Below are 25,803 nucleotides of genomic sequence, written 5' to 3' on the forward strand. Positions count from 1 at the left end.
AGAACGAGGGAAGCGAGGAACGGAATGCAGGAAATGCAGGAGAGCTTTAAAGAACAGCCGGAGACGTTGGAGGGCGTGGAAGTCGGGCGGGACGACGAGATCATGTGCCTGCTATCCAAGTTCTTCAACGGCTTCTCGAACCCCACCCGGCTCTCGATCCTGCTGCTCCTGGCCCGGCGGGGCGAGACCCGGGTCGGTGAGCTGGTCGAAGAGCTGGAGGCGCCACAGCCCAGGATCTCGGATCACCTGCGGTGCCTCTCCTGGTGCGGGTACGTCGGGGTGCGCCGGGAGGGCCGCAACGCCTTCTACTCCATAGCCGACAGCCGCGTGATGCAGATGATCTGCCTGGGTGAGTCGCTGCTGCGCGACAACCTGGAGCGCGTCGAGGCCTGCGGCGTGACCGCCGAGCCGGCCTGCTAACAAAGACAAAGAGTCAGCAGACCCCGCGCTCCAGGACTAGAAAACCCCTGTAAAGCTCCTATAACCCCCTATAGCGAGGCCTGGTAGCTCTCACGTTCCTCCACGCGGCTCATCCAGGCGGAGACGTTCGGGTAGTTACCCAGGGATACGTCTCCCCCGTCATCCAGCCCGCGCAGGCGCTTGAAGGCCCCGGCGTGGGCGATGTCCGCGAGCGAGAACCCGCCGGACAGGTACTCCCGGCCCTCTAGTCTGCTCTCCACGGCCGAGAGCGCAGTGCCCAGGTTCTCCAGCGGCTCGGAGAGCTCGCTTTCAGGCTCGCCACGCTCGCGGCGGAAGCTGACCTTGAACACGGCCGGGTAGAAGCTCTCGTCGGCAGAGACCATCCACACACGGGCGAAGGCTCGCTCTTTTGCCTCCTCCGGCAACAGCGGCCGTTCCTCGTACACCTCGTCCAGGTACTGGTTTACCGCGTTCGACTCGTAGAGCGCGTCGCCCTCGTCCACGGCCAGCACGGGCACCTTGCCTGTCGGGCTGACGCTCAAAAACTCCTCGCTCTTGTTCTGCAGGTCTACCTCGCGGTTCTCGAAGTCCGCATCCTTCTCTTGCAGGACCATCCTGGTCCGCATCGCGAACGGTCAACCCTGGGTATTGTAGAGTACCGGCTTCATCCAAACCTCCTGAGAGATGCGTAAAATACATCCGGTTTAACGTTTGCGAGGCAGATCTTAGCATGAGACTCGTGCGTTACCGTGAGCGTAATCTCCAACGGTACCCCGATACATGGTAGGCTGGCATGTCTCCGTTTTCCGTTTACGAAGGTGCCCTCCGCGGGAACACGAGGTAGGTTGAGGAACAAAAGAGAGACACGACGAAGATAGATCGGGCAGAAGGAGCTTTGATAGTGGCACAGGCGCAGGACATAAGACAGGCGATAGGTGAGATCTCGGCGCTCGAAGGCCCGATACTCTCGGCGTACATCCACGTGGACCCGGGGGTCTCCCAGAATCAGGAGCAGGCCTACGAGGTGCGCGCCCGAAACGCGATGGACGAGGCGGGCGTGCCAGAAGAGGTTGCCGACAGGGTGCGTCACACCCTGGGTCAGGAGAAGCCCGAGGCCCGGAGCATGGCGATCTTCGCCGACGAGAGCGGGATGCTGGAGCTGTACCGGCTACAGGTGGCCCTGCCCGAGACCGTCCGCTGGGGCGAGCCGAACGTCTCGCCGATGCTACTAGCGTTGGACGAGCAGGAGCCCTACGGCGTGGCGCTCGTGGACGCCGAGAACTTCCGGTACTTCGTCATCTCGCGCGTGCAGGCCCCGGCCGGAGAGGCGCTGGAGCACAAGGGCAGCGGGTACCTGGAGGTGGATACCTCGCCCTCGACCCCCGGCCCGCGCGGCGGCATGGACCGCGACGCCCAGAGCCGACGCACCGAGCACAACATCGCCGAGTTCTACAACGAGCTCGGCGGCCAGATCCGGGACATCACCTTCCGCGAGGGCGTGCAGCGCCTGATCCTGGCCGGCCCCAAGGAGCGGACCTCTGACCTGCGCTCCCGGCTGCCGCAGGACGTCGCCAGTCGCGTCGTGGCCGAGGAGAACGTGCCGCTCGACGCCCCCGACGGCGACATCATAGACCGTCTCGAGGAGGTACGCGAGAACTCCGAGCACGAGCGTGCCGGGGAGCTACTGGCCGAGATCCGGGAGTCCGGCGTCTCCGGTCTGGACCGTACCGTCGAGGCGCTCCAGATCGAGAACCGGGTGCATCACCTCGTGGTCTTATGGGACATCGAAGGTGAGATCCGGTGGTCCGACGAGGAGCAGATGGCCGTACAGGACATCACCCAGACCGAGACCCTCTCCGGCGCCGAGACCCGCGTGCGCCCCCTGATGGACGTGCTGCTGGACCTCGCCGCCACCCGTGGAGCCCGCGTGGACTTCATGCGCGGCGAGGACGAGAACGCCGTGACCCTGCGCGACGAGTTCGGCGGCGTCGCGGGACGCACCAGGTTCTAACGGTAGGCGGATAGAGGCCGAGGGGCGCGAGTCCGGCTCCGCGCCTCTCGAACGCTCCCTTTCCCGGATCGTCTCGGTGGCTATCCGGGTATAAACTCTCCAACCGGGCCGCGCTGGCTGTCCGCGCTATATCATGGCAGGTACGCCTTCCACGGCCGGCTTCAGCTTACGATCTGGACTGTGCCCAGGACAGCTATGATCATGATCGTGCGCGGAGCACACCGGGAGGCCGCCGCGTCCCACCCGGACCCAGATCTGGCCCTCGAAGAGCGGCACGCCGGCGCGGCTCACGATGTAGTTCGGTCCGGCGTCGCCGGCGGTTGTGCCTCCTAACTCCATCCCCTCGATCAACTCTTGCAGCGCGGCCCTGTGCGTGCCCGGTGACGTCGCCGCCTGCGAGGCTTGCCCGCACGCTTTTGAGGTAATCGCCGGACAACGGCTCCACCCCTCATCCGTGGCCTACTGCGCTCCAGGATATTCGAGCCCAGATTCTACGCCAGAGGCCGCGCGAGCCCACGGCGGCTGTTACAGTAGCGTCATGCAAGGCGTAAAGGGCTATGAGGAGATCTGGGAGAGCTTCGTCTCCGAGCGGACGCTGGAGTTCGGCGGACACCGGGACCCGGAGTGGCAGTCTGGCCACGAGCTCTCGGCGTCGTTCGTGATCCCGGTAGACGTCTCCCGGTTCGCGGACAGGCTGCAACCGATGCGGGACGCGCTGGAGAACGAGCCCTACGTGTCGCTGCACCCGGATCACTTCATGCACATAACGCTCCTGCTTTTGGGCTTTCTAACGCCGGAGCCAGAGGAGACCAACGAGGTCTCCAGCCGGCGGTTGACGGAGCTCGGGGAGCACGCAAAGGAGGCGCTGGCGGACTTTCCGCCGTTCTCGGTGGAGCTCGCGAACCTCAACGCCTTCCCCGGCGCGGCGTTCGTCGAGGTCCACGACGGCGGTGGGATCTCCCGCCTCCAGGACACGCTATGCTCGGGCTGCGGGCTCAAACGTCCCCCCGGCCCTCCCCACCTCACCCTCGCCTACCTCCAGGCCCCGGACGGCACCCCGGCACCGGACAGCCTCGTCTCGGCGGTCTCCGAGTACCGGGACTGGCCGGTCGGCACCCTGGAGGTCGAGCGCGCCGAGCTCACTCTCCTGAACGTCCGCGACGAGTACCCGGAGCCCAGGACCCTCTGCGAGTTACCGCTTTCCGGCCGCCGGGAGGCTACCGGAAAGGCTTGAAGTAGGGATGTCGGGAGCCGGAAAGCAGGAGAGTCTGCGCTACGGTGCGAGTCCGGCGGGACCCTGGAGGGGCGTGACCTTATCGGGAGGCAGCGGGAAGCGTTACGCACGCGATGCGAGTCGGGAGATCTTCCGGACGGCCTACCGCAGCCTCGTCGCTCCCCCTCCCGACTCGGCCTGACCGGCTCAGGCGCCCGGGTGTGGCGACCCCGGAGAGACGAGCCGGCGCAGGACGCCCGCCCCGGGCCGGAGCGCCTCTCCGGAGCCCCCGAAACGCACCACGACCACCCCGCCCTTTTTTATCTTGACCTCCAAGCCGCGCGGGTCGCCGGAGACCATGTACGCGGCCAGCTCGTGCAGGCTCGGCCGGTGCCCGACGAGCGCCACGGCTCCTGTACGGGGGAGTTCGCCTCTGGCTATCGCCGCCGTCAGGGCGGAGAACATGTCGGCCGCGGGCGTCTCGGGCGCCAGCTCGGGTAGCTCGCGTGGGGCGGGCCACAGGCCCTCGGATTCCAGTATCCCGGCGGTCTGCCAGGCTCTCGTGAGCGGGCTGCTAAAGACCGCGCCGACCCCGCTCTCCAGCCCTCCGAGGGTCCGGGCGGCGGTCCGGAAAGCCTCCTCACCCCCGCGGGTCAGGGGCCGCAGGCGGTCGTCGGGCCAGGCCGCCGGGTCCCGCCGGTGGGCGACGGCGTGCCGCACGAGGTACACGTCCAGCCCGTCACGGCCGCCGATGCCCCGGTGGCCTCCGAGCCCGTCTGGTTCCGGTGTGATCTCCCCGCGCATGACCTTCCGGGCTAACCGCCGTCTGGCCCGGACCCCTCTTCCCGCTCTTCCCGCTCTTCGTGTTCTTCGTGTTCTTCGTGTTCTTTCCGCGCTTTCTTCATCGCCTTCTCCAGGCGTTTGCGGGGCTTGCCCTTTATGCCGGAGTAGGCTGCGGGGAAGTCCCGCCGCAACTCCTCCGCCTCTAGGGTGCGGCGGGCGGCGACACCGCCGGCGGCGAATACGGCCGCGCGCGAGAGTTCGGGCGTACCTTCTCCGGACTCACCGGCCTCGAAGGCTATACGCCTGAGACGTTCCCGGGCGGCCTCGGCATCCTGTAGCCCACCGAGCACGTCCTGGAGGGGTTTTATACGTTTCACGAGCTTGCGGGCGGGGTCTCCGTAGACCTCTTCGAGCGGCTCCACGAGGTAGAGCAGCCGCTTGCAGCGCTTGCGCAGGGCGTGGTAGTCACCGGCGGGGGACTCGGGGCAGATCCGGTCGCCGGTCTTGCGGACGCGCCGGTAGGCGTGGCGGACGAGTTCCGGCGCGGCCTCGACGACGGGCTCGTCGGAGGGATTATTGCGGCGTGAGGGTCCGAGCCGCAGGGTGCGGGAGAGCGTATCCACGAGCCGCTCGTAACGCCCGGAGTCGAGCTCGGCGAGCATCCTCTCCCTGGCCCCGGCGTGCTCGCCCCGGAGTACGCCGCGCAGCTCCTCTAGCGGGCCGTGATCCTCCCCGGGGGAGGAGGCGATACACCTCTCCAGGCTCTCTAGCTGCCCGTCGAGATCCCGCACCTCGCCGAGCACGGTGGCGAAGTGCTTTAGCTCCGGCTCGAAGCGCCGCTCCTCCTCGGGGAGCGCGGCCCGCAGCCGGTGGCCGGCGAGGCGCATACCGTGTACCTCCCCGGGGTCCTCGCCGAGCCGCACGCCGGGCTCGTGGCCCAGGAACTCCCTGAGCTGCCGCCGCATCACGGCGTAGGCGGTCTCCCCGAGGGTGAGCGAGGGGTCGATCTCCTCCGGTCCGAAGTCGGGCTCCTCCGGCGGCTGTATCCCCCGGGCCATGAGACCGGCCCCGAACTTGGACTCGGCGGCCGGCGTGAGCCCGCACGTCTCGCGCAGCTCGGAGACGAAAGGCTCCAGGCTCTCCCGGCCACCGGGCCCCACCTCGACCTCGACCCGGTAGAGCCGGACGGGCCCGGCGCCGGGGACCGGTATCTCGGTCTCGTCTGTGGCGAGCTCTCCGGCTGCCGTGGACTCGGAGGAGCCGCCGTCTGCTGCGGTGGAGGAGAGGGTGAGCGGGTACGCCACCCGGCGGGTGCGGACCTCGAAAAGCTCCCCGAGCCGCCGGTCGGCGGCGAGCGCCCGCAGCCGGGTGCCCACCGGTCCCTCCGTCTCCTCCGGCGCCTCCCCGGAGGAGAGGGGCTCGGAGATCTCCCGCCGACGCCTGACACCGCCACCGCCGGCCTCCGCGAGAGACTTCAGCGTGGCCTCCGAGCTCTTACCGCGGCTGCGGACCCGCAGGGCGTATCCGGCCCGCCACAGCCTCCGGTCCTCGGTGTCGAGGTAACGATCCGTCAGGAGCAGCGTCTTCCCGTCGCCGACCGAGAGGCCGCCGGAGTCGCCAACCGCTCCCCTCTCCACCCTGTCTCCCAGCCAATCCCGTACCGCGCCTATATCCGCGGCCTCGAACTGCCACTCGGTCTCCCGGTGGTCGGTAGCCGTCTCGCCCCGCACGCCCGTCCTCTGTGAGTCGCCTGAGTCGCCTAACATGGACTATCTACAATAGCACCACTCACGTTTTTCCCGCCAGCTTCCCGGCTCTCTCAGACTCCTACTGGTAATCTTTGACCTTCTATGGCGGGTCTTGCAGGAGTGCGGCCTGGCTGTCGAATGGTTCCCCGCCCTGCGGCGGGTGCAGGCGCTTGGAGGTCCCGTCGGGGCGTAGCTCCCAGGCGTTCGCGGTGTCGGCGAGCTGGAGGTCCAGGATGTTCCGGACCTTCTCGCGGTGGCGTCTCTCGCGCAGCGGGAAGAGCGTCTCCACGCGGCGGTCGAGGTTGCGCTGCATGAGGTCGGCGCTGGAGAGGTACACCTTCTCGTCAGCCTCGCTCTTGCCCGAGCCGTCGTGGAAGGCGTAGGCGCGGGCGTGCTCCAGAAAGCGTCCGACGATGGAGATGACGCGGATGTTCTCGCTCACCCCTTCGAGACCGGGCCGCAGGCAGCAGATGCCGCGGATGATCATCTCTATCTTGACCCCGGCCTGTGACGCCTGATAGAAAAGCTCTATAAGGCGCGGGTCGGTCAGGGAGTTCATCTTGCAGGTGATACGCGCGGTCTCCCCGGCTCCTGCCTTCTCGATCTGCTCCCGGATCAGGCTCGCCAGCCCGTCGCGCAGGTTCAGCGGAGAGACCATCAGTCTGTGGTACTCCTCCTGCTCGGAGTAGCCGGTGAGGTAGTTGAAGATGTCCGAGCCGTCCTCCCCGACCTCCTGGTCGGCGGTAAAGTACGAGAAGTCCGTGTACAGCCGGGCCGTAGAGGGGTTGTAGTTTCCGGTGCCGAGGTGGACGTAGCGCCTAAGGGTCGTGTTCTCTCCCGAGCCCTCCCGGCGCACCACGAGGCAGACCTTGGCGTGGGTCTTGAGGCCCACTATCCCGTAGGCGACGTGTACGCCCCGGGCCTCTAGCTGCCGGGCCCAGGTGATGTTCGGCTCCTCGTCGAAGCGGGCCTTCAGCTCAACGAGCGCCGCGACCTGGGTCTGCTCGTCCCGGGCCTCAGAGAGAGCGTCCACGACCGGGGAGTTGGATCCCACCCGGTACAGGGTCTGTTTTATGGCGAGCACGTTCGGGTCGGCGGCGGCGGCGCGGGCGAAGTCCACGAACGGCGAGAAAGACTCGTACGGGTGATACAGCAGGATGTCTCCCTGCCGGATGGCGGAGAAGACCGAGCCCGATCCCCGGAACTCGGGCGGGTAACGCGGGGCTATCGGGGCGTAGAGCAGGTCGGGGCGGTCGAGCTTCGTAAGGTCCGAGAGATCCGCCAGCCCTATGGGCTCCGGGACCGCGTAGACCGCGCCCGGCCCGACCTTAAGGTTGTCGGCGAGCCACTCTCTGAGCTCCTCGGGCATCCCGTCGGTCACGACGAGCCTCACGCTCTGGCCGAACCAGCGGCTCTCCAGCTCGCCCTCGATGGTCTGCAAGAGGTCGGCCGCCTCGTCCTCCTCTATGTCGAGGTCGGCGTTGCGGGTCATCTGGAACACGTAGCTCGCGGCCACGCTCTTGCCCGGGAAGAGCTCGTCGAGGTTCGCGGCTATGACCTCCTCGATGCGGACCAGCCGGTGCTCGTTGCGGGCACCGGCCGCGCCCGCGGCGGCCCCAGTTTCCTCCTCCCTGTTACCGCTCCTATCGTCCTTACCGACCTCGGGCACGGGCATGAAGCGGTCTATGGTGGCGGGGACCTTGATGCGGGCCATCACCTTGCGCCCGTCCTCCTCCTCTATGACGACCAGCAGGTTAAGCGACAGGTTCGAGATGTGCGGGAACGGGTGCGAGGGATCTATGGCGAGCGGGGTGAGTATGGGAAGCACCTCGCGGGCGAACCTCTCCCTGAGCCCTTGCCGCTCGCGCTTTAGGAGCCTCTCGTGGGGGACGAGCTTTATGCCTTCCTCGGCGAGGGCGGGCATCAGCTCCCTGTCCATTATGCGCCGGCGCTCCTCGAAGAACTGCTCGGTGTGCTCCTTGACCCGGGCGAGCTGCTCCTCGGGGGTCATGCGATCCGGTACGGGGTTCGTGAGCCCGGAGGCGACCTGCTGCTGTAGCCCGGAAACCCGGATCATGAAGAACTCGTCCAGGTTGGTCTCGGAGATGGCGACGAACCTGACCCTCTCCAAGAGTGGATGCCGGTCGTCGCGGGCCTGGGCCAGCACCCGGTCGTTGAACGCGAGCCACGACAGCTCCCGGTTTATGTACAGCGCCGGGTCGGAGAGATTCTGGCCCGTCGGGTCCGTGCCGTGGCCGCGCTCCACCGCCTCCCGGTGCTTGGCCTCCCGGTGGGCGGTCTCCCTGCGTACGGTATCCGTCATGCTCCCTCCTCGATAAGCGTCCCGTGACCTCCGACGCCCCCGAGCTCCCCGGCCATCGTGAGGACCGCCCCCTCCCGGAGGCCGCCGCGCACCACCACGAGGCGCTCGCGGCCGAAGTGCTCCAGCACCGCCGCCAGGGTCTCCGCGGCGGCCGGCAGCACCCGCGCCCGCTCGGGGGCGAGACCCTGCTCCCGGGCCAGCACGCCAGAGGGCCGGTCGCTTATCTCCGACGCGAGGCCGCGCAGCCTCCCCTGTGTGAGGGTGTCGCGGGTGATCTTGACCATCGCCCGTGCCGAGCCGCCCACGGCGACTATCGGGGTGTCCTCCGGTAGCTCCCAGCCCGTTAGCGCGCCAAGGCTCTTCAGGTCGTTTAGGACGCCCTCGCGCACCCGGGATAGATCCTCCGGGGAAGGCGGGTCTCCTTCCACGTAACGCTCCGTGGTGCGGTTGGTGCCCAGTGGCAGAGAGACGCGGGCCGTGGGCCCGCCGGAGGCGTCGCCCAGTATGAGCTGGGCCGAGCCGCCGCCGAGGTCCACCACTAGCGCCGGGCTCTCCCACGAGATACCGGCCCAGCTCCCGGCCGAGAGAGCGCCCCGGAAGCCGAGCAGAGCCTCCTCCTCGCCGGATATGAGCCTGACCCCGAGCCCCGTGCTCCGCCGCACCCGCTCCGTGAGCTCAGGCCCGTTATCGGCGTCCCGCACGGCGCTGGTCGCGAGCACCGCAGGCTCGGCCGCGCCGTTGAGAGCCGAGATGCGGGCGAACATCTCGATGGCCGAGGCCCCGACCTCCAGCCGCCCGGCCTCGATGCCGCCGGTCTTCTCCACGCCCGAGCCGAGCCTGGCCGAGACCTTCTCGCCGGTAACCGGGACCACCGCCCCGCCATCCACCTCACCGACCAGCAGGTGGATGGTGTTCGAGCCGACGTCTATTACCCCGTATCTCTGGTTTTCGGAATTTCCTCGGCTTACAAGGCTCTCCCGGCTCAACCCGACCTCCTAGCAATCCCGGCTCCGGGCCCGCGCATACGCGTATAACGCGCATACGCGTATAACCTCCCACATCCGGGATCATAACACCGCCCGAGACGACCCGGACTTCGTGGTATCTTCAGGTTATCGGGAATGACTCTCAGTTTGGAGGTAGCGGGCTTGAGCAAACGAGAGGCCGGGATGGACCGGATGGGACAAGAGGAGGTCGCGGTCTGGCTGGAAGAGATGGCCGCGCGGATCAGGAGCGGCACCTTGACGGTGGACGGGGAGAGGTTGGATCTCCCGGCGCAACTCGGGTCCAGCGTGAAGAGCAAGACCAAGGACGGCCACCGCCGGCTAAAGCTCGAGATCGAGTGGCCAGAAGAGCCGGGCCCCGCCAAGACCTCGAAAAAGGACGAAAAGAAGAACGAGAAGAAGGGTAAGAAGAAAAGCAAGCAAGACCGAAAGGTCGAGAAGGACGAGAAAACGCCGGAGTACGCGCAAGACGCCGCCTCGAAGCAGGAGACCGGAGGACCGGGACCCGGTACGAACGGTAGCGTCCACGGCGGAGAGGCCGTGGAGACCGCAAGAAGCTCCGGCAAGTGTGGCAGCGTCCGCGACTACGACTCGCACGTGCTGGTGTGCAAGGGCGGCGACTGCTCGAAGAAGGGCGGCAGGGAGACCAAAAAGGCGCTCAAGAGCGGCCTGCGCGCGGAGGGCCTGAACGGGGACGTGCGGGTGGACTCCGTGGAATGTCTCGGCCTGTGCAAGCAGGGTCCGAACGTAATCGTCTACCCCGAGGGTAGCTGGTACCTCGGGCTCAAGGAGGGCGACGTGCCAGAGGTCGTCGAGAAGCACCTCGCGGGCGGCGAGCCCGTCGAGCGTCTCGCCGCCGAGCGCAGGCCACGCAAGGGGGCCGCGCAAAAGGCGAAGGGGTAGGTAGGCCGCCCGGCGGCTGCCGGACGGCCTACCTCTCGCCCGCCGTGAGGCTCCTCAGGTACTCCAGAGCCTGGCCGGCCGGGATCACGTCCCCGTATTTGGCCTCGATATCGTAGAGGTTTGCCTCGTGGGCTCCTGGGTTGCGGTCACCGACCGCCTCTCGCGGGACCACGGGGCGGAACCCGTACTGCAGGGCGTCCACTACGGTCGCCCGCACGCAGCCGGAGGTCGAGGCCCCGGTCACCAGCAGGGTGTCAACGCCCGCGGCGGTCAGCGCGCTGGAGAGCCCGGTGCCGAAGAACCCGGAGGCGAAGAGCTTGTTCAGCACCGGCTCCTCCTCGCGCGGGGCGAGGCGCGGGTCTATCTCGGCCCAGCGGCTGCCGGCTTCAAGGTTTAGCAGCGCCGGGATCTTGTCTATAAAGGCGGCCGCGGTCAGCTTGTCCGACTCTCGGTAGGCGACGGTGGTGAAGACCACGGGGACCCCGGACCCGCGAGCCGCCTCCAGCAGCCGGGCTATCTCGCCAACGGTGGTTTCGAGGTCGCAGGCCAGCGGCGAGTCCGGGTCGGTGAAGCCCAGCGTCATGTCTATGACGGCGAGGGCCGGGCGCGCCCCGACCCCGCCCCGGCCGCCGAAACCCTGGATCTGGCCCATCCTCTAGCGGCCTAGCTCGCCGGAGAGCCACTCGTTGAACCGGCGGCGGGAGCCGGAGATCTCGGCCCGGTGCTCTTCGAGAGAGGGTATAGGACCGAGGTCGAATCGCGAGGCCTTCTCGGTTCTCGCGGACCTTAGCTCCTCCCGGCGCCGCCGCGTCTTCTCGGGGTCGGGAGCCCCGGCGTCGCCGAAGACCACACCGTAGACCTCCACCGCGGCCCCGGGGCTCACCAGGCCCCAGCGGACGTCTTTGGCCACGGCGTCGGGGTCGCGGTCGAGCGGGTCTCCGACGCCCCCGGCTCCGGCGGTCTCGAAGACCAGCAGGTCGCCGTCACGGACCGGCACGTCGCGCACCTTGGAGGGGAGCTCCACCTCCTCGCCGTCGGGCCGGATCAGGCGCTTCGCCGAGCCCGCGCCCGGCTTACCACCCGCCACGCCGTAGGGGTAGGTGTGGGCGCGGTCGTCCTGGTAGGTTATGTAGCCTTCGGCCAGGAAGCGGTACGTCCGCCTCACCCCGCAGCCGCCCCGGTTCTCCCCGGCGCCGCAGGAGTCCTGGCGGGCCTCGTAGCCCTCGACGAGCAGCGGATAGTACTTCTCCATGTACTCGACCGGAACGGCCAGGAACTCGGGCCACCACGAGTGTCCGTCGAGGCCGTCCTTGCCGGGGATGGCGGGGATGCCGCCGTAGAGTATCTCCATCGTCTGGAAAGGCTCGCCGTCGTCCTTGACGCCGGAGTAGACGAAGTTCGGGCTGGTGCCGTAGGAGCCCGAGACGTTGAACCCGATTGCCCTGGCGTAGACCGCCCCGAGCACGTCGAACAGGCGCGCCATCACCACCAGACGGTTGCTCAGGGGGGCCGGAGCCTTCGGGCGCAGGACGCTGCCCTCGGGGATGTTTACCTTGATAACGTCGGCGTAACCGTCGTTAAAGAGTATGGTCGGATCCACGGCGGAGATCAGGAAGACCCCCGCGAACATCTGGAACATCTCCTTGTTCAGGAGGAAGTTGACCGGGCCGGGGACCTGGGCGTCGGTGCCTTCCCAGTCCAGATACAGTTCGTCCCCCTCGCGCCACATGGTCAGGTTGAGCTTTATGGGGCCGTTGCCGAGACCGTCGTCGTCGGTGTAGTCCTCGAACTCGAACCGCTCGCCTTCGGGTATGAGCTGCCGGATCAGGGCCATTATGCTGTTGCGGGTCCGGTCGAGCAGCGCGTCGCAGGCTTCGAGGTAGGTATCCTTGCCGAAGCGGTCGCAGATGTCCTTTACCCGTTGCGCCCCGGCGGCGGTCCCGGCGGCTATCGCCATCACGTCGGCGCGGGTCTCGCGCGGGGTGCGCGAATTGTGGCAGAAGGTGCGTAGTATCTCCTCGTTCAATCGCCCCGCGTCATAAAGCTTGACGGGAGGCATGCGGATACCCTCCTCGTAGATCGAACGCGCGTCCACGGGGATAGAGCCAGCCGTCGAGCCGCCGACGTCCATGAGATTGCCCCATTGTAATGCGTAACCGACATGCTCGTCGGAGTGGAAGATCGAGCGTATGAGGAGGATGTCCGGCAGGTGTGAGGTCGAGCCCTCCATCATGTAGGGATCGTTGACGGCTATTACGTCGCCTTCTTTGAGCTCTTCGAGGGTGTAGGGCGAGTGCTCTATGACGGTGCTGACGGGGCTGCCGAACTGGCCCACGATCATGCGCCCCTGACGGTCGGCGATCATGGGGAACTCGTCGGCCTGCTCCCGGATCACGGGGCTCACGGCGGTCGTGATGAGCACCCGGTCCATCTCGTGGCGGACGTTCTTCAGGGCGTTCTCGATGATGTCGAGGGTGACCTGGTCTATGTCGTGCTCGCGCACGAAGTCGGGCAGACCACCCTGTGACGAATGCTGTGAATGGGACGAGCGGGACTCTTCACCAAGCATATCTACGCCTCCTCCAGGATCTGTGAGTCCTCTAAGCTCTGCAGGCTCTCTATGAGGACGTTGCCGAAACGGTCCACGGCGGCCCGGTACCCGGGTTCGACGACGGTCGTGGTGTCGGGCTGGGCGATTATCGCCGGTCCGATGACCACGTTGCCGGGGCGCAGCCGGTCGCGGGCGTAGGTCGGGCTCTCGTGCCAGCCGCCGAAGTAGACCGGCTCGTGGGACTCGATAGCGCCAGAGGCATCCTCGCCGGCCCCGTTCTCCGAGGGGGTCAGGGAGACGCCTTTTATCTTGCCCCGCCCCACGACCCGCAGCGTCGCCATCTCGAGCGGCGAGTCCGGCAGCTCGAAGTTGTAGCGGCCCTTGTGCTCCGGCTCGAAACGCTCGCGCAGGAACGTGCAGTCGGCCCCGTTACCGCCGTCCAGCCCATCCAGTTCATCCAGCTCGCCTAACTCCACCCGGCACGGGATCTGGATGTTCTGTAGGTAGTAGCGGCAGTCCACGTACAGTTCGTAGTCGCGCTCGGAGCCGTCCACCCCCTCTCCGGCGAGCCATTCCTCCGCCTGGGAGAGCAGGGACTGTAGGCGCTCCTTGAGGTCTGTGGCGGAGGTCTCCTCGGCGAGCCGCAGGTAGGTCTCGGGGAACTCGTTCTTGGTATCCGACGAGAGAAAGCCGAACGCGCTCATCACCCCCGGCGTCGGCGGGATCACGACGGGCCTGGAGCGGATCAGGCGCGCCAGCGCGCAGGCGTGCAGCGGACCGGCCCCGCCGAAGGCGACCAGCCCGAACCCGCGCGGGTCGTGGCCCCGCTCCACACTCACCACCCGCAGCGCCGCGTGCATGTTCTCGTTGACGATCTCCAGGATGGCCTCGGCGGCCTCCTCCACGCTCATGCCCAGGGGCTCGGCGACCTTTCCTACGGCCTCGCGGGCCGCCGCTTCGTCGAGCGCGAGGGTGCGCCCCAGCCGGGCTCCGGGCGAGATGCGGTGCAGCACCACGTTCGCGTCGGTGACGGTGGGCTCGGTGCCGCCCCGCCCGTAGCAAGCCGGGCCCGGGCTCGCCCCGGCGCTCGCCGGACCGACCTGCAAGGCGCCGCTGGTGGAGACGAAAGCGATAGACCCGCCGCCCGCCCCGACGCTGTGGACGTCGGCGGCCGGAGACTTGAACTGGTAGTACCCGAGAGACATCTCGCGCTGCACCAGCTCCGAGCCGCCGAGGCAGAGGGAGACGTCGGTGGAGGTACCGCCGACGTCCAGCGTAAGCACGTCCTCGACCCCGATCTCCCGCGAGAGGTACGCCGCCCCGGTAACGCCGCCGGAAGGGCCAGAAAGGGCGATCTGGATGGGCCGCGAGGCCGTGGCCCGGGTGCTCATCGCCCCGCCGTCGGAGCGGACTATGGATAGGTTGCCGGAAAAGTTCCTCTCGCGGATCGAGGACTCGAAGCCGTTCATGTAGGTGATGGTGCTCGGCTGGACCGCCGTGTTTATAACGGTCGTCAGGGTCCGCTCGTACTCGCCGTACTCCTGGCCGATGTCCGCCGAGATGGAGACGGCGAGATCCGGGTACATCTCGGCCACGATCTCGCGCACGCGCCGCTCGTGATCAGGGTTCATGTAGGAGTTCAAGAAGCCGACCGCGAGCGCTTCCACACCCCGCTCGACCAGCCCCTCGACGGCGGAACGTACCTCGTCCTCGTCGAGGGGCTTCAGCACGGTCCCGTCGGCCAGGGTGCGCTGGTCTATGCCCCGCGTGTCGGTCGGGTCGGCGGCGGGGTCCGGCTTGACGAGCGCCATCCAGCCGTAGAGCGGCCCCGGGGTCCAGGCGCGGGCGAGGTGCAGGATCTGCTCGTGTCCCTTCGTGGTCAACAGCCCGACCCTGGCCCCCTTGTTCTCCAGGATCATGTTCGTCACCACGGTGGTGCCGTGGAAGAACAGGTTCAGCTCCTCGAACGTGATCCCGAGCCGCTCGCAGACCTTCTCCACGCCGGTCACCACGCCCCGTGAAGGGTCGTCCGGCGTGGACAGGACCTTCTCCTCGGTCAGCCCGCCGGTCTCTTCGTCGAAGGCCAGCACGTCGGTGAAGGTCCCCCCGACGTCTACGGCCACGTTATATGCCATTCTCTCCCCTTCCTTTCCCTGTAAGCCGCGGCCCCGCGGCCTCCCCTTTACGACCCTTTGTTACGACCCTTTACAGTCCTTCACGGTCCTTACGACCCTTTACGGACCCACGAGACCTATCCGGCCACCGGATCGAAGCTCCCCGCCTTGTAGAGCTGCCCCGGCAGCTCCTTGCCGAGTTCCCCGGCCAGCCACCCGGCGCACTCCATTAGCCGGTCGAGATCCACCCCGGTCTCATAACCCATGCCGTGCAGGAGGTACACCAGATCCTCCGTAGCTATGTTGCCCGTGGCCCTCGGCGCGAACGGACAGCCCCCCGTGCCGCCCACGGAGGCGTCGAGCACCCGGGCCCCGGACTCTACGGCGGCCAGCGCGTTCGCGAGCCCCGTGTTCCGGGTGTCGTGGAAATGCCCCCCGACATCCGTCCCGGGCTCCACGGAGCCGGATAGCTCTCCCACGAGCTCCCGAACCTGGGATGGGACCCCGACCCCGATGGTGTCGGCCAGCACCAGCTCGTCGGGCCGTGAAGCGAGGACCTCCCCGGCCAGCCGGAGCACGGTCCCGGCTTCCACCCTCCCCTCAAACGGACACCCGAAGGCGGCCGAGAGCGTTATGGAGACCCGTAAGCCGTCGGATCTGGCACGCTCCGTGAGCCTTGCGGCGAGCGCCGCGCCCTCGGCGGCGGTCGTGTTCTGGTTGCGCCGGGCGAACTCGTCGGTGACCGGGAAGGCGTAGCGTATCTCACCCGCCCCGGCCGCCAGGGCACGCTCGTAGCCCTTCTCGTTCAGCACCAGCCCGGCGAACTTCGAGCCGGACCGGCCTCCGGACATGCCCTGCACTACTCCCTGCATTACCTCCTCGGCCCCGGCCATCTGGGGTACGCGCCTCGGGTTTACGAAGCTCGCGGCCTCGACCCGCGGCAGACCGGCGGCGGCGAGCCTCTGGCACAGGGCGACGCGGGTCTCGACCGAGAGTGTTCTGTCCTCGTTCTGGAGACCGTCGCGCGGGCCCACGTCCACGAGCTCGACCCGCGCCGAACGCGCCGAATGGCGTACTGGATCGTGCATTAGATCACCCCCCGCTCCCCGAGCGCCGCCAGCTCCTCTCCGTCGAGGCCGAGTACGCCACCGTAGACCTCCTCGTTGTGTTGTCCGAGCGCCGGCCCGGTCCACTTGACCCCGCCCGGGGTTCCGGTGAGGCGTGGCACGACGTTCTGCATGGGGACCTCCCCTATCTCCGGGTCCTCGACGCCGACTATGTTCTCGCGGGCGGCGTAGTGCGGGTCGGACAGCATATCTTCCGCGGTGTAGACCTTACCCGCCGGGACCCCGGCCTCGCGCATCGTGTCGAGGACCTCCCCGGCGGTGCGCTCCCGGGTCCAGGCGGAGATCTCCTCGTCCAGCACCTCCTGGTGCTCGCCCCGGGCGTGGTGGGTGGCGTAGCGTTCTTCGGAGGCCCATTCGGCGTGGCCCACCGCCTCCGCCAGACGCCCGAACACGGTGTCGGCGTTGCCCGCTATGAGGACGTAGTCGCCGTCGGAGGTGGGATATATGTTCGAGGGCGCGACAAAGGGCAGGACGGTGCCCGTCCGGTCCCGGACGTGATCCGTTAGCGCGTACTCGGGGATGGTGCTCTCCATCATGGCGAGCACGGCCTCGTAGATCCCTATATCCACCACCTGTCCCATCCCGCCCCGCGCGTCGCGGTTGTAGAGGGCGGTAAGAGCCCCGAGGGCCCCGAAGGTGGCGGCCAGCGAGTCGCCGAGGCTTACGCCGGTGCGCGGCGGCGGCTGGTCGGGGAACCCGGTAACGTGCCGGATGCCGCCCATCGCCTCTCCTATCGCACCGAACCCGGCCTGATCCCGGTAGGGCCCGGTCTGCCCGTAGCCCGAGACCCGGACCATCACGAGACCGGGGTTCGTCTCACGCAGGTCCTCGTATCCCATCCCCCACCGCTCCAGGGTGCCGGGCCGGAAGTTCTCGACCAGCACGTCCGCGCCGTCCACCAGCGAGCGGGCCAGCTTCTGGCCCTCCTCCTCGCGCAGGTTCAGGGTGACGGACTTCTTGTTGCGCGCGATCACGGGCCACCACAGCGTGCGGCCGTTCTTCTGGTGCCGGCCCCAGACCCGCATCGGGTCTCCCTTGCCCGGCGGCTCGACCTTTATGACCTCCGCGCCGAAGTCCGCCAGCAACTGTCCGCAGAAAGGACCGGCCAGGAGACTGCCCATCTCCACCACCCGCACCCCTTCAAGAGGCAGCCCCCCGGAAGCATCTGAGTACGCCTGGTTCAATACTTCTCCTCTCGCCCTTCTCTAAGAGATCGAATCACGAAATCTCTCCCTTCGTAAACGTGCTCGCGCATCACTATCCCGGCCCGCTCGCCGTCCCCAGCCTCCAGAGCTTCGAGAATCCTGCGATGGTAATGGTTGGATATTGCCCGCTCGCGCGGCGTGTACCAGAAGAAAGCCCTGAAGACGAGCGGCACCTGCACGGTCCTCTGGATCAGCTTCTCCAGCCGCCGGTTGTGGCTCGCCGCCACGATGGCCCCGTGGAAATCCTGATTCCGGGCGACCAGACGCCTTATGTTTTCCTCCGGCGTCCCGCCACGCTCCCGCTGTATCTCCAACTCCAAGCGCTCCATCTCCCCGGCAAGCTCCCCCAGCCTCCGCCACTCGGAGGCCCCGATCCGGTCCGCGGCCCGGCGCGCGGCGTGCCCCTCCAGCACGGCGCGCAGGTCGTATATCTCCCACACCTCCTCCGCCGAGAACGAGCAGACCACCGCCCCGCGGTTCTGCGCGATCTCCACCAGACCCTCCGCCTCAAGCATGGCCAACGCCTGGCGGACCGGCGTCCTGCTAACCCCCAGCTCGGCGGCGATCTGCTCCTCGACCAATCGCTCCCCGGGCCGGTGCTCTCCGAGCATGATCCCGCGCCGAATCTCCTCCAGTACCCCGGAATTCCCGACCCTCTGCCCCTGAGCCCCCAACTACAATACCCCCGACACAAAACGCCACAAAAGTTCTTCTGGTTACAGACTATTGTATACAATCTATCCGAACGAAGCACCCCGAGTCAAGCGCGAGACGTTTTCCATCCCGGAATATCGTTAATTAGAGGGTATAAAAGAGCGCGAAAAGCTTAGCTCTGTCTCACAGGAGCCGTGGCGTAATTTCTGTATACAATTTCTATGCAGTTTGGGAGCGTGGAAGTCGGGGGAGGTGCGGCCCCGGGTCAGGCGCTCTGCTTGGGGCTCTCCGGGTGATTGAGGGCCTCCAGTATGGCCCCCGTTACCCGGTTTATGGGTTGGTCCGCGTCCACCACGGAGAGCAGCCCCCGGCTCTCGTAGTGTTCTTTCAGGGGGCCGGCCTCTTCATGGTAGATCTGTAGCTGTTTTCGGATGGGGCCCTCGCCGTCGTCATCCCGGCGGACGAAAGGCCCCGGGTCCATGTGCTCCGAAGGATCGGGCGGCGGGTCATTCTCGGTGTGGTAGACCATGCGCGTGGCCTGGCTGTGTACCCTCCCGCTCACTATGCGGCGCACCAGCTCGTCGTCCGAGGGGCCTTCGAGGGCGATCACGCGCGTAAGCGGCCCTCCCCGGCGACCTTCCAGGCGCTCGTCCAGAGCCTGGGCCTGGGACAGGCTGCGTGGGAAGCCGTCCAGTATCCAGAACCCCGCGGGCTGGAGCCTGGTCCCGACGAGCTCTAGTATCGTCTCATCCGGCACCTGCTCCCCGCGCCGGTAGAAGCCCTCCGCCTGGCGGCCGAGCTCCGTGCCGGCCTCTATGTGTGTCCGGATCATCTCACCCGTGGAGACCCGCATGTAGCCCGTGAGCATCTGCGAGATCCTCTGCGCCTGACTAGTCTTGCCCGCGCCGACGGGACCTATGAACGCCAGCTTCATCCCAACCGCCTCCTCCGTACGCTGCTCTGTCACCAGTCCCGCCACCGGGGTGCCGGGGAACACCGCTCCGCTCTATCCCGGCCCTTACGATTAGTGCCGAAGATTACCCTTCCACCCGCTATTATGAAACATGCCGGACACGTACGGGACGTTTGGATATACTACAGCGTATGAGAGTGGGGGTTCCGAGAGAGATCGCCGAGCAGGAGAGCCGGGTCGCCATCGTGCCGGAGACGGTGGAGAGGCTCGCCAAGCAAGGTATAGCATGCGTCGTGGAGACCGGGGCCGGACAGGGACACAGCCTGGACGAGGACTACGAGGCGGCCGGGGCCAGAGTCGCCGGAGAAGCCTCCGAGGTCTACCGGGAGGCCGACATCATCGTCAAGGTGGCGCGGCCCACGGAAGAGGAGATCCCGCTAATGCACGAGGGTCAGGTGCTCCTGTGCTTCATAAACGGTCCGACCGAGCCCGAGGCGGTCGAGAGGCTCGCCGGGGCCGGGGTTACCGTGTTCTCCAACGAGGCCGTCCCCCGCACCAGCGTCGCCCAGAGCATGGATGCGCTCTCCTCGATGGGCTCCATCGCCGGTTACAAGACCGCCATTATCGCGGCGGACAGCTTCGAGAAGTACGTGCCGATGCTCTCGACCGCCGCCGGGACCACGAAGGCCGCCAAGGTTATGGTCTTCGGGGTGGCCGTGGCCGGGCTGCAGGCGATAGCAATCATGAACCGGCTCGGGGCCGAGGTCTTCGCCTACGACATCCGGCCCGAGACCAAGGACCAGGCCCGCTCGCTCGGCGCGACGTTCCTGGACTCAAACGATCACCGGGAGGACGACGGCCAGGAAGACGAGTACGAGGAGTACCAGCCGACCGGGTTCCGGGGCTTTATGACGAGGCTCGGCTTCTACTCCTTCGCCGAGCCCCCACGCGGGGAGTACGTCGTCGAGGGCGAAGAGGAGGAGGACTCGGGAGAGCCGGAGTGGGACCGGGAGAAGCTCGCCGAGGACCAGAAGCTCGTCAGAGAGCGCATGAAGGAGATGGACATCGTCATAACCACGGCTCTCGTGCCCGGCAGGAAGGCCCCCACGCTGGTGGACCGCGAGATGGTCGAGTCCATGAAGCCCGGCTCGATAGTCGTGGACCTCGCGGCCGAGAGCGGCGGCAACTGCGAGCTCACCGAGCCCGGGGAGACAGTGGAGCACGGGCGGGTCCGGGTGCTGGGTCCGGTGAATTTGCCGAGCCGGATGCCGATACACGCCAGCCAGCTCCTCTCGCGCAACATGCTCAACCTCATTTCGCACATTACGGAGGACGCTTCGGAGGACAAGGACGAGAAAGACGTGAGGCTGAACCTGGACTTCGAGGATGAGATCGTCTCGGGCACCTGTATCGCGCACGCCGGTGAGATCCGGCACGAGCAGATCCGCGAGGCGCTAGAGGCCTCCCACAAACAGCACAAAGAGTCGCACAGAGAGAGCGAGGCGGGCTAATGCAGGAGCTACTCGCGCAGCTAGCCGTTTTCGTGATCGCCGCGTTTTTGGGGTTCGAGCTGATCTCGCGCGTCCCCAACCTCTTGCACACGCCGCTCATGAGCGCGACGAACGCGATCCACGGCGTAATACTCGTGGGCGGCATGATCACGCTCGCCTCCGACGCGAACTTCGCCATAAAGGCGGTAGGCTTTCTCGCGGTATTCTTCGGGGCGCTAAACGTGGTCGGCGGCTTCTGGGTAACGAACCGGATGCTCGGCATGTTCCGCCCGCCCGTCAAGAGGGTCAAGAAGCGGAGAGAGGGGTAGCCCGTGCAGGCGGCGACCTTCCTGGCCTACCTCGCGGCGGCGGCCCTGTTCATCTTCGGCATCCGGCGGCTAAAAGCACCGGAGACGGCCCGCTCGGGCAACACCATCGCCGCCGTCGGCATGGTGGTGGCCCTCGTAGCCACGCTCTTCGTCATCCAGTTCCAGGCTCTGCTGCTCATAGGGGTGGCGATACTACTAGGGGCGGTGGTCGGCGCGGTCTCGGCCCAGAGGGTGCAGATGACGGCGATGCCCCAGATGGTCGCCGCCTACAACGGGGTCGGCGGGGGCGCGGCGGCCCTGATCGCGCTCTCCGAGTTCTATCACCTTAGTGAAGGAGAGGGGCTCGGGGCCGTCTCCGGGATCACGATACCGCTCACGGTGCTCGTTGGCTCGGTCAGCTTCGCCGGGAGCGTGATCGCCTTCATGAAGCTCCAGGAGATAGCCTTCTCCGGCTCGGTGACCTTCCCGCTGCAGCAGGTGGTGAACGCCCTGCTCTTCCTCGGCATCCTGGTGCTGGCGGCCAACGCCTTCCTGGACGGCGCGATACTACCCTTCCTCTCCCCGATAGCCTCGGTGGTCGTGGTGCTCGCGGCCTCGCTGCTCTTGGGGGTGCTACTCGTGATCCCCATCGGCGGCGCGGACATGCCGATAGTGATCTCACTCCTGAACGCCTTCACGGGTCTCGCGGCGGCGGCCTCGGGCTTCGTCCTGGACAACTACATCCTGCTCATCGGCGGCACCATCGTCGGAGCGTCGGGCACCATCCTCACACGGCTGATGTCCGGCGCGCTTGGCCGGCCGCTGGGCAAGATCCTGTTCGCCAGCATCGCGGCCTCCGGCGGCGGCAAGCAGGAGCGTGAGGAGCGCCCCGTGAACGACGCGAGCGCCGAGGCGGTCGGCGAGTACCTCTCCGACGAGGCACAGAAGATCGTGATAGTCCCCGGCTACGGCCTCGCCGTAGCCCAGGCCCAGAGCGTGATGCGCGACCTCGTCGAGACCCTGGAGTCCGAGGGCAAGACGGTGCTCTTCGGCGTCCACCCCGTCGCGGGCCGCATGCCCGGCCACATGAACGTGCTCTTAACCGAGGTCGGCATCTCCTACGAGAAGCTCTACGACCTCGAAGACATCAACCCCGAGTTCGAGGACACCGACGCCGTGATCATAGTTGGCGCAAACGACGTGGTGAACCCCGTAGCCGGGGACCCCGAGCAGAGCACTCCCATAAGCGGCATGCCCGTCTTGGAGGTGGGTAAGGCGAGCCAGGTCATCTTCGTCAAACGCTCCCTCTCCCCCGGCTTCGCCGGCGTGGACAACCCGCTCTTCTACGACACCGACAAGACCATGATGCTCTTCTCCGACGCCAAGCAGGGCCTGCAGGAGATAGTAAGCTCGGTAAGAAGTCCGGCCTGACGAAACGCGGGCGGAGGGGCAGGAGTAAATCGGGTGTTCTGCTCGGAGCGGCGGCCCTCTCCGGCCTATCAGTCTGGGTACTGTGCGGGGTCAAACGAGATTACGAGTCGCAAGGGCGGCTCTCATCCGGGACCTCGGCGGCTGGCTGGGTCCTCTACCTGACACACGCCGCCCTGACCGTGGCAGTCTCTCACCGTTCTCGTGGACCGCTCCCGATGAGCAGAGCAGGTTCGGCTGCGTTCGGGAGTGCACTGCTCTTCTCTGGCGTAGGACTGTACCGGGCAGGCATGCGCGAGTTCCGCTCCTTCGAGCAAGCCTCGGGTATGGAAACCGGTAGCATGGTTACGAGCGGGCCATACCGCTACAGCCGCAACCCGCAAATCGTCGGGTGGTTGCTCGGGCTTTTGGGCGTGGCGCTGACTTATCGCTCCTCTCAGGGTCTTTTGCTCGCGGCCGCTTTCCTGGTTCTACATAGACTGTACTTCGAGATCGAGGAGCAACATCTGGAGCGTACCTTTGGAGAGGAGTATCGGAGGTATAAATCGAGGACGCCCCGGTACCTGGGTATGCCAAACCGTTAGCCGCCGGTAGTGACCGCTCTACTCTTGCTGCTGCCGCTTCTCCACATACCTGGCAAGCCCGGCTACGAGCATCTCGTAGTTTCCGGCCAGCTCATAGCGATCCGGGTCGTCGGGGTTACCGCCTTCCGCGAGGAGCTCGGCGTCGCCCTTGGTGGCCAGCTCGTCCGTTATTTCCTCTCGTGACTGCCCGTCGTCCAGCCGGGACTCCACGAATAGCATCCACTCCTGTAGCCTCTGCTCCAGCTCGCCCAGATGCCGCTCGACGTCGTCGTAGTCGCCGAAGTGGGTCAGGAAGGTCCTGGCCGGGTCCAGCTCACGAACCCTCTGGATACTCCGCATCCAGGCCTCCACGTCTATCTCGGGTGGCGGGGTCGGGGGGCGCACGTAAGATTGCCCGGGCAGCCGGATGCCGGCCACGTCGCCGGTAAAGAGCGAACCGGTGGAGTCCTCCATGTAGGCGAAGTGATGGTAGGCGTGACCGGGCGTGTCGTGGGCGGTGATGGTCGTGCCCGCGGTCCGTATCTCCGCGCCGTCCGAGAGGGAGACGAGCCTATCCTCGGGGACCGGGCGCATCTCGCCCCACAGCTTATCCATATCTTCGCCGTAGATGCGGGTCGCGCTTTTTAGCAGCTTGGAGGGGTCCAAGAGGTGCGGGTAGCCGATCTCGTGCACGTAGAACGTGGCGTTCGGCAGCCGCTCGGCCAGGTGCCCGGCGGCCCCGGCGTGGTCCAGGTGTACGTGGGTCAGGAATACTTGCCGCACGTCCTCGCGGGCGACGCCGCGCTCGGCGAGACCTTCTTCCAGGGCTTCGAGGCACGTCGTCGGGCCGGTCTCTATGAGGGCGGCCGACTCCTCTCCGGTCAACAGGAACGAGCCTATGATCTCCTCGCTCCCCAGAAAGTTCAGGTCCAAGGTATGTATCCGCACCGTAACCCCCCATAACCGCCGTAACTGCTGTATCCCGCCCGCCCTCGGACGCATTTGACTCCGGCTCCTGAAAAGGAGGATTATACAGAGTAATGAGAGAAGTCTCCGGGTACGTCGGGGCTACCCGCTACTATCCGCTAGAACAATCGGGAGGGAACCTTGAACCTGGATTTGATGCGCGAGCTTTCGTTCTCTACGGACTCCAAGATCGTGCTGCTCGTAATGGACGGCCTTGGCGGTCTGCCGGACGAGTCGGGCCGCACGGAGCTGGAGGCGGCCGACACGCCGAACCTGGACGATCTCGCCTCCCGCTCGGACCTTGGGCTCTCGCGGCCGCTCGGCACCCAGGGCGGGGTCAGCCCCGGCAGCGGTCCGGGCCATCTAGGGCTCTTCGGCTACGATCCGCTGGAGTACGTGGTCGGGCGCGGCATCCTGAGCGCGCTCGGCGTGGGGCTGGAGCTTGGCGAGAACGACCTCGCCGCGCGCATCAACTTCGCCACCAAAGACGAGTCGGGCAAGATCTCGGACCGCCGCGCCGGCCGTATAGAGAGTGAGAAGGCGGCCAGGCTCGTCGAGCGGCTGCAGTCCGAGGTGGAGATAGACGGCGTGGAGGTGATCCTCTCCCACGAGAAGGAGCACCGGGCGGTCGTCATCTTCCGGGGCGAGGGGCTCGGCGACAGGCTCACCGACACCGATCCCCAGCGCACCGGCCTCGAACCGTTCACGGTAGAGGCCGAAGACGGTAGCGGCAGCGGCTCGGAGCGCGGCGCGGAGGTCGCGAACGAGTTCGTCGCCCAGGCGGACCGGATACTCGCCGAGGAGAGCCCGGCAAATACGGTGCTGTTGCGCGGCTTTGGCATGCACCCGGCGCTGCCCGGGTTCTCCGACATCTACCGGCTCTCTCCGGCGGCGATAGCCGGATACCCGATGTACAAGGGCCTCGCCCGGCTGGCCGGTATGGAGGTGCTGCAGGAAGGCGAGGGCATCGCCGGAGAGTTCGACACGCTGCGCGAGAGCTGGGACGATCACGACTTCTTTTTCCTGCACGTAAAGTACACCGACAGTTCAGGCGAGGACGGCGACCACCGGCGCAAGTCCGAGGTCATCGAGCAGGTTGACGGCCTACTTCCGGGGCTGCTGGATCTCGGCCCGGACGTGCTCGCCGTTACCGGCGACCACGGTACCCCGGCCAAGCTCATGAGCCATTCCTGGCACGGGGTCCCGTTCATGCTCAACTCCCCGTACACGCTGCCCACGGCGGAAAGCTTCGGCGAACGGACGTGCGCGGGCGGCTCGCTCGGGGCTTTCGCGGCGGCGGAGATCATGGGCCTCCTCATGGGCAACGCCCTGAAGCTGAACCGCTACGGAGCGTAGCCCACGGAGAGTAACCCGACAGATGATCTGGAGGCTCTGCAAGGGGAGATCGTCTCCTGCCGCCACTGCCCGAGGCTCGTACAGTGGCGCGAGCGGGTAGCCCGGGAGAAGAAGCCCGCCCACGCCGACGAGGAGTACTGGGGACGACCGGTCCCGGGCTTTGGCGACCCGGCGGCGGGGGTCGTCATCCTCGGCTTGGCTCCGGCGGCCCACGGCGCTAACCGCACCGGGCGCGTGTTTACCGGCGACCGATCCGGCGACTTCCTGTTCGCCGGTCTGTACAGGACTGGCTTCGCGAGCAGCCCCGTCTCCCGGGAGCGCGGCGACGGCCTGGAGCTGTACGGGCTCTGGATCTCCGCCGCCGTCCGTTGCGCCCCGCCGCAGAACAAGCCCACCCCCGCCGAGCGTGACGCCTGTCTCCCATACGCCGGGCGAGAGTTCGGGCTGCTGCCCGGAGCGCGGGTCGTGCTCTGCCTCGGGGCTTTCGCCTGGGACGCCGCGCTCAGGATTTTCCCCGCGAGCCCCAAGCCAAAGTTCTCCCACGGCGCGGAGCACGTAACGGCCTCCGGTATCGTCCTGCTCGGCTGCTACCACGTCTCCCAGCAGAACACCTTCACCGGACGCCTCACCCCGCCCATGCTAGACGCGAGCCTCGAAAGGGCCCGGGAGCTTGCCGCCGGGTAGAGCGGATAGGGTGGGGCAGGACCACGATCTCTGGCACCC

General features: G+C 67.0%; 23 protein-coding genes. 10 read left to right on the top strand and 13 right to left on the bottom strand.

What is annotated here, in order from left to right; all coding sequences use genetic code 11:
* Nucleotides 1-24: 24 nt before the first annotated feature.
* The gene (locus ABD53_RS07880) at nucleotides 25-420 is read left to right on the top strand and encodes an ArsR/SmtB family transcription factor (RefSeq protein WP_235401450.1); all 396 of its coding nucleotides are present in this window, start codon (nucleotides 25-27) and stop codon (nucleotides 418-420) included.
* Between the two features lie 68 nt (nucleotides 421-488).
* Here the strand turns inward: ABD53_RS07880 and ABD53_RS07885 are convergent, their stop codons facing one another.
* Nucleotides 489-1,046, bottom strand: coding sequence for a glutathione S-transferase family protein (locus ABD53_RS07885; protein WP_084709423.1), 558 nt, complete (start codon nucleotides 1,044-1,046; stop codon nucleotides 489-491).
* Between the two features lie 275 nt (nucleotides 1,047-1,321).
* Between ABD53_RS07885 and ABD53_RS07890 the strand changes: the two genes are divergently transcribed.
* Nucleotides 1,322-2,431 carry a baeRF10 domain-containing protein gene (locus ABD53_RS07890; protein WP_152670658.1) on the top strand — a complete coding sequence of 370 codons (1,110 nt, stop codon included), beginning with the start codon at nucleotides 1,322-1,324 and terminating at the stop codon, nucleotides 2,429-2,431.
* 538 nt (nucleotides 2,432-2,969) lie between these two features.
* The gene (locus tag ABD53_RS07900) at nucleotides 2,970-3,665 is read left to right on the top strand and encodes a 2'-5' RNA ligase family protein (RefSeq protein WP_047865233.1); all 696 of its coding nucleotides are present in this window, start codon (nucleotides 2,970-2,972) and stop codon (nucleotides 3,663-3,665) included.
* Nucleotides 3,666-3,851: 186 nt separating this feature from the next.
* Here ABD53_RS07900 and ABD53_RS07905 read toward each other — a convergent pair whose 3' ends face one another.
* The 4 genes from ABD53_RS07905 to ABD53_RS15855 all read right to left on the bottom strand — a co-directional run bounded on the left by ABD53_RS07905 (nucleotide 3,852) and on the right by ABD53_RS15855 (nucleotide 9,484).
* Complete coding sequence (locus tag ABD53_RS07905; RefSeq protein WP_047865234.1) at nucleotides 3,852-4,448, bottom strand: SixA phosphatase family protein; 597 nt, start codon at nucleotides 4,446-4,448, stop codon at nucleotides 3,852-3,854.
* 11 nt (nucleotides 4,449-4,459) lie between these two features.
* Nucleotides 4,460-6,193 (bottom strand): CYTH and CHAD domain-containing protein, encoded by a 1,734-nt coding sequence (locus ABD53_RS07910; protein WP_084709424.1) that lies wholly within the window; start codon nucleotides 6,191-6,193, stop codon nucleotides 4,460-4,462.
* 82 nt (nucleotides 6,194-6,275) lie between these two features.
* Nucleotides 6,276-8,498: a polyphosphate kinase 1 gene (ppk1, locus tag ABD53_RS07915; protein WP_084709425.1), complete on the bottom strand. Its 2,223-nt coding sequence runs from the start codon at nucleotides 8,496-8,498 to the stop codon at nucleotides 6,276-6,278.
* Nucleotides 8,495-9,484, bottom strand: coding sequence for a Ppx/GppA phosphatase family protein (locus tag ABD53_RS15855; protein ID WP_053057816.1), 990 nt, complete (start codon nucleotides 9,482-9,484; stop codon nucleotides 8,495-8,497). The genes ppk1 and ABD53_RS15855 overlap by 4 nt, the downstream gene beginning before the upstream one ends.
* Nucleotides 9,485-9,646: 162 nt before the next feature.
* Here ABD53_RS15855 and ABD53_RS15860 point away from each other — a divergent pair, with 162 nt between their 5' ends.
* Complete coding sequence (locus ABD53_RS15860) at nucleotides 9,647-10,405, top strand: amphi-Trp domain-containing protein (RefSeq protein ID WP_160309646.1); 759 nt, start codon at nucleotides 9,647-9,649, stop codon at nucleotides 10,403-10,405.
* Between the two features lie 28 nt (nucleotides 10,406-10,433).
* On the opposite strand, the gene ABD53_RS07930 is transcribed toward ABD53_RS15860, so the two are convergent.
* From ABD53_RS07930 to ABD53_RS07960, 7 genes are all read right to left on the bottom strand, one after another.
* Nucleotides 10,434-11,057 (bottom strand): isochorismatase family protein, encoded by a 624-nt coding sequence (locus ABD53_RS07930; RefSeq protein WP_047865236.1) that lies wholly within the window; start codon nucleotides 11,055-11,057, stop codon nucleotides 10,434-10,436.
* Between the two features lie 3 nt (nucleotides 11,058-11,060).
* Nucleotides 11,061-12,974 carry a hydantoinase B/oxoprolinase family protein gene (locus tag ABD53_RS07935; protein WP_047865237.1) on the bottom strand — a complete coding sequence of 638 codons (1,914 nt, stop codon included), beginning with the start codon at nucleotides 12,972-12,974 and terminating at the stop codon, nucleotides 11,061-11,063.
* A gap of 2 nt (nucleotides 12,975-12,976) precedes the next feature.
* Entirely contained in the window at nucleotides 12,977-15,091 is a 2,115-nt protein-coding gene (locus ABD53_RS07940) for a hydantoinase/oxoprolinase family protein (RefSeq protein WP_047865238.1), read from the bottom strand.
* Nucleotides 15,092-15,207: 116 nt separating this feature from the next.
* Nucleotides 15,208-16,158, bottom strand: a complete 951-nt coding sequence (locus tag ABD53_RS07945) for a hydroxymethylglutaryl-CoA lyase (RefSeq protein ID WP_047865239.1) — start codon at nucleotides 16,156-16,158, stop codon at nucleotides 15,208-15,210.
* The gene (locus tag ABD53_RS07950) at nucleotides 16,158-17,381 is read right to left on the bottom strand and encodes a CaiB/BaiF CoA transferase family protein (protein WP_235401453.1); all 1,224 of its coding nucleotides are present in this window, start codon (nucleotides 17,379-17,381) and stop codon (nucleotides 16,158-16,160) included. The genes ABD53_RS07945 and ABD53_RS07950 overlap by 1 nt, the downstream gene beginning before the upstream one ends.
* Nucleotides 17,378-18,076 (bottom strand): GntR family transcriptional regulator, encoded by a 699-nt coding sequence (locus ABD53_RS07955; RefSeq protein WP_200900335.1) that lies wholly within the window; start codon nucleotides 18,074-18,076, stop codon nucleotides 17,378-17,380. Before ABD53_RS07955 ends, ABD53_RS07950 begins: the two co-directional genes overlap by 4 nt.
* 245 nt (nucleotides 18,077-18,321) lie before the next feature.
* Nucleotides 18,322-19,023, bottom strand: coding sequence for an adenylate kinase family protein (locus ABD53_RS07960; protein WP_235401456.1), 702 nt, complete (start codon nucleotides 19,021-19,023; stop codon nucleotides 18,322-18,324).
* 137 nt (nucleotides 19,024-19,160) lie between these two features.
* Between ABD53_RS07960 and ABD53_RS07965 the strand changes: the two genes are divergently transcribed.
* The 4 genes from ABD53_RS07965 (at nucleotide 19,161) to ABD53_RS07980 (ending at nucleotide 22,779) form a co-directional block, all read left to right on the top strand.
* On the top strand, nucleotides 19,161-20,480 hold the full coding sequence (locus ABD53_RS07965) for an NAD(P) transhydrogenase subunit alpha (RefSeq protein ID WP_047865241.1): 1,320 nt from the start codon (nucleotides 19,161-19,163) through the stop codon (nucleotides 20,478-20,480).
* Nucleotides 20,480-20,788 carry an NAD(P) transhydrogenase subunit alpha gene (locus ABD53_RS07970; RefSeq protein ID WP_047865242.1) on the top strand — a complete coding sequence of 103 codons (309 nt, stop codon included), beginning with the start codon at nucleotides 20,480-20,482 and terminating at the stop codon, nucleotides 20,786-20,788. The genes ABD53_RS07965 and ABD53_RS07970 overlap by 1 nt, the downstream gene beginning before the upstream one ends.
* Before the next feature lie 3 nt (nucleotides 20,789-20,791).
* On the top strand, nucleotides 20,792-22,198 hold the full coding sequence (locus ABD53_RS07975) for an NAD(P)(+) transhydrogenase (Re/Si-specific) subunit beta (protein WP_047865243.1): 1,407 nt from the start codon (nucleotides 20,792-20,794) through the stop codon (nucleotides 22,196-22,198).
* A 215-nt stretch (nucleotides 22,199-22,413) separates the two neighbouring features.
* A complete protein-coding gene (locus tag ABD53_RS07980) occupies nucleotides 22,414-22,779 on the top strand; it encodes a methyltransferase family protein (RefSeq protein WP_084709427.1) in 366 nt (121 codons plus the stop codon).
* 18 nt (nucleotides 22,780-22,797) lie between these two features.
* Here the strand turns inward: ABD53_RS07980 and ABD53_RS07985 are convergent, their stop codons facing one another.
* Nucleotides 22,798-23,691 (bottom strand): MBL fold metallo-hydrolase, encoded by an 894-nt coding sequence (locus tag ABD53_RS07985; protein ID WP_053057820.1) that lies wholly within the window; start codon nucleotides 23,689-23,691, stop codon nucleotides 22,798-22,800.
* Nucleotides 23,692-23,865: 174 nt separating this feature from the next.
* Between ABD53_RS07985 and ABD53_RS07990 the strand changes: the two genes are divergently transcribed.
* Together ABD53_RS07990 and ABD53_RS07995 are read left to right on the top strand one after the other, a co-directional pair.
* On the top strand, nucleotides 23,866-25,080 hold the full coding sequence (locus ABD53_RS07990) for a 2,3-bisphosphoglycerate-independent phosphoglycerate mutase (RefSeq protein WP_200900336.1): 1,215 nt from the start codon (nucleotides 23,866-23,868) through the stop codon (nucleotides 25,078-25,080).
* A 27-nt stretch (nucleotides 25,081-25,107) separates the two neighbouring features.
* On the top strand, nucleotides 25,108-25,764 hold the full coding sequence (locus ABD53_RS07995; protein WP_047865245.1) for a uracil-DNA glycosylase: 657 nt from the start codon (nucleotides 25,108-25,110) through the stop codon (nucleotides 25,762-25,764).
* Nucleotides 25,765-25,803 lie beyond the last annotated feature (39 nt).

The sequence above is a fragment of the Rubrobacter aplysinae genome, assembly GCF_001029505.1.
Classification (GTDB): domain Bacteria; phylum Actinomycetota; class Rubrobacteria; order Rubrobacterales; family Rubrobacteraceae; genus Rubrobacter_A; species Rubrobacter_A aplysinae.

What these genes read in the sequence shown, in the direction of transcription:
- ABD53_RS07935 (WP_047865237.1), bottom strand. Translation starts at nt 12,974, where the DNA reads ATGCTTGGTGAAGAGTCCCGCTCGTCCCATTCACAGCATTCGTCACAG.
- ABD53_RS07885 (WP_084709423.1), bottom strand. Translation starts at nt 1,046, where the DNA reads ATGCGGACCAGGATGGTCCTGCAAGAGAAGGATGCGGACTTCGAGAAC.
- ABD53_RS07905 (WP_047865234.1), bottom strand. Translation starts at nt 4,448, where the DNA reads ATGCGCGGGGAGATCACACCGGAACCAGACGGGCTCGGAGGCCACCGG.
- ABD53_RS07940 (WP_047865238.1), bottom strand. Translation starts at nt 15,091, where the DNA reads ATGGCATATAACGTGGCCGTAGACGTCGGGGGGACCTTCACCGACGTG.
- ABD53_RS07910 (WP_084709424.1), bottom strand. Translation starts at nt 6,193, where the DNA reads ATGTTAGGCGACTCAGGCGACTCACAGAGGACGGGCGTGCGGGGCGAG.
- ABD53_RS07945 (WP_047865239.1), bottom strand. Translation starts at nt 16,158, where the DNA reads ATGCACGATCCAGTACGCCATTCGGCGCGTTCGGCGCGGGTCGAGCTC.
- ppk1 (WP_084709425.1), bottom strand. Translation starts at nt 8,498, where the DNA reads ATGACGGATACCGTACGCAGGGAGACCGCCCACCGGGAGGCCAAGCAC.
- ABD53_RS07980 (WP_084709427.1), top strand. Translation starts at nt 22,414, where the DNA reads ATGAGCAGAGCAGGTTCGGCTGCGTTCGGGAGTGCACTGCTCTTCTCT.
- ABD53_RS07880 (WP_235401450.1), top strand. Translation starts at nt 25, where the DNA reads ATGCAGGAAATGCAGGAGAGCTTTAAAGAACAGCCGGAGACGTTGGAG.
- ABD53_RS07965 (WP_047865241.1), top strand. Translation starts at nt 19,161, where the DNA reads ATGAGAGTGGGGGTTCCGAGAGAGATCGCCGAGCAGGAGAGCCGGGTC.
- ABD53_RS07930 (WP_047865236.1), bottom strand. Translation starts at nt 11,057, where the DNA reads ATGGGCCAGATCCAGGGTTTCGGCGGCCGGGGCGGGGTCGGGGCGCGC.
- ABD53_RS07970 (WP_047865242.1), top strand. Translation starts at nt 20,480, where the DNA reads ATGCAGGAGCTACTCGCGCAGCTAGCCGTTTTCGTGATCGCCGCGTTT.
- ABD53_RS07900 (WP_047865233.1), top strand. Translation starts at nt 2,970, where the DNA reads ATGCAAGGCGTAAAGGGCTATGAGGAGATCTGGGAGAGCTTCGTCTCC.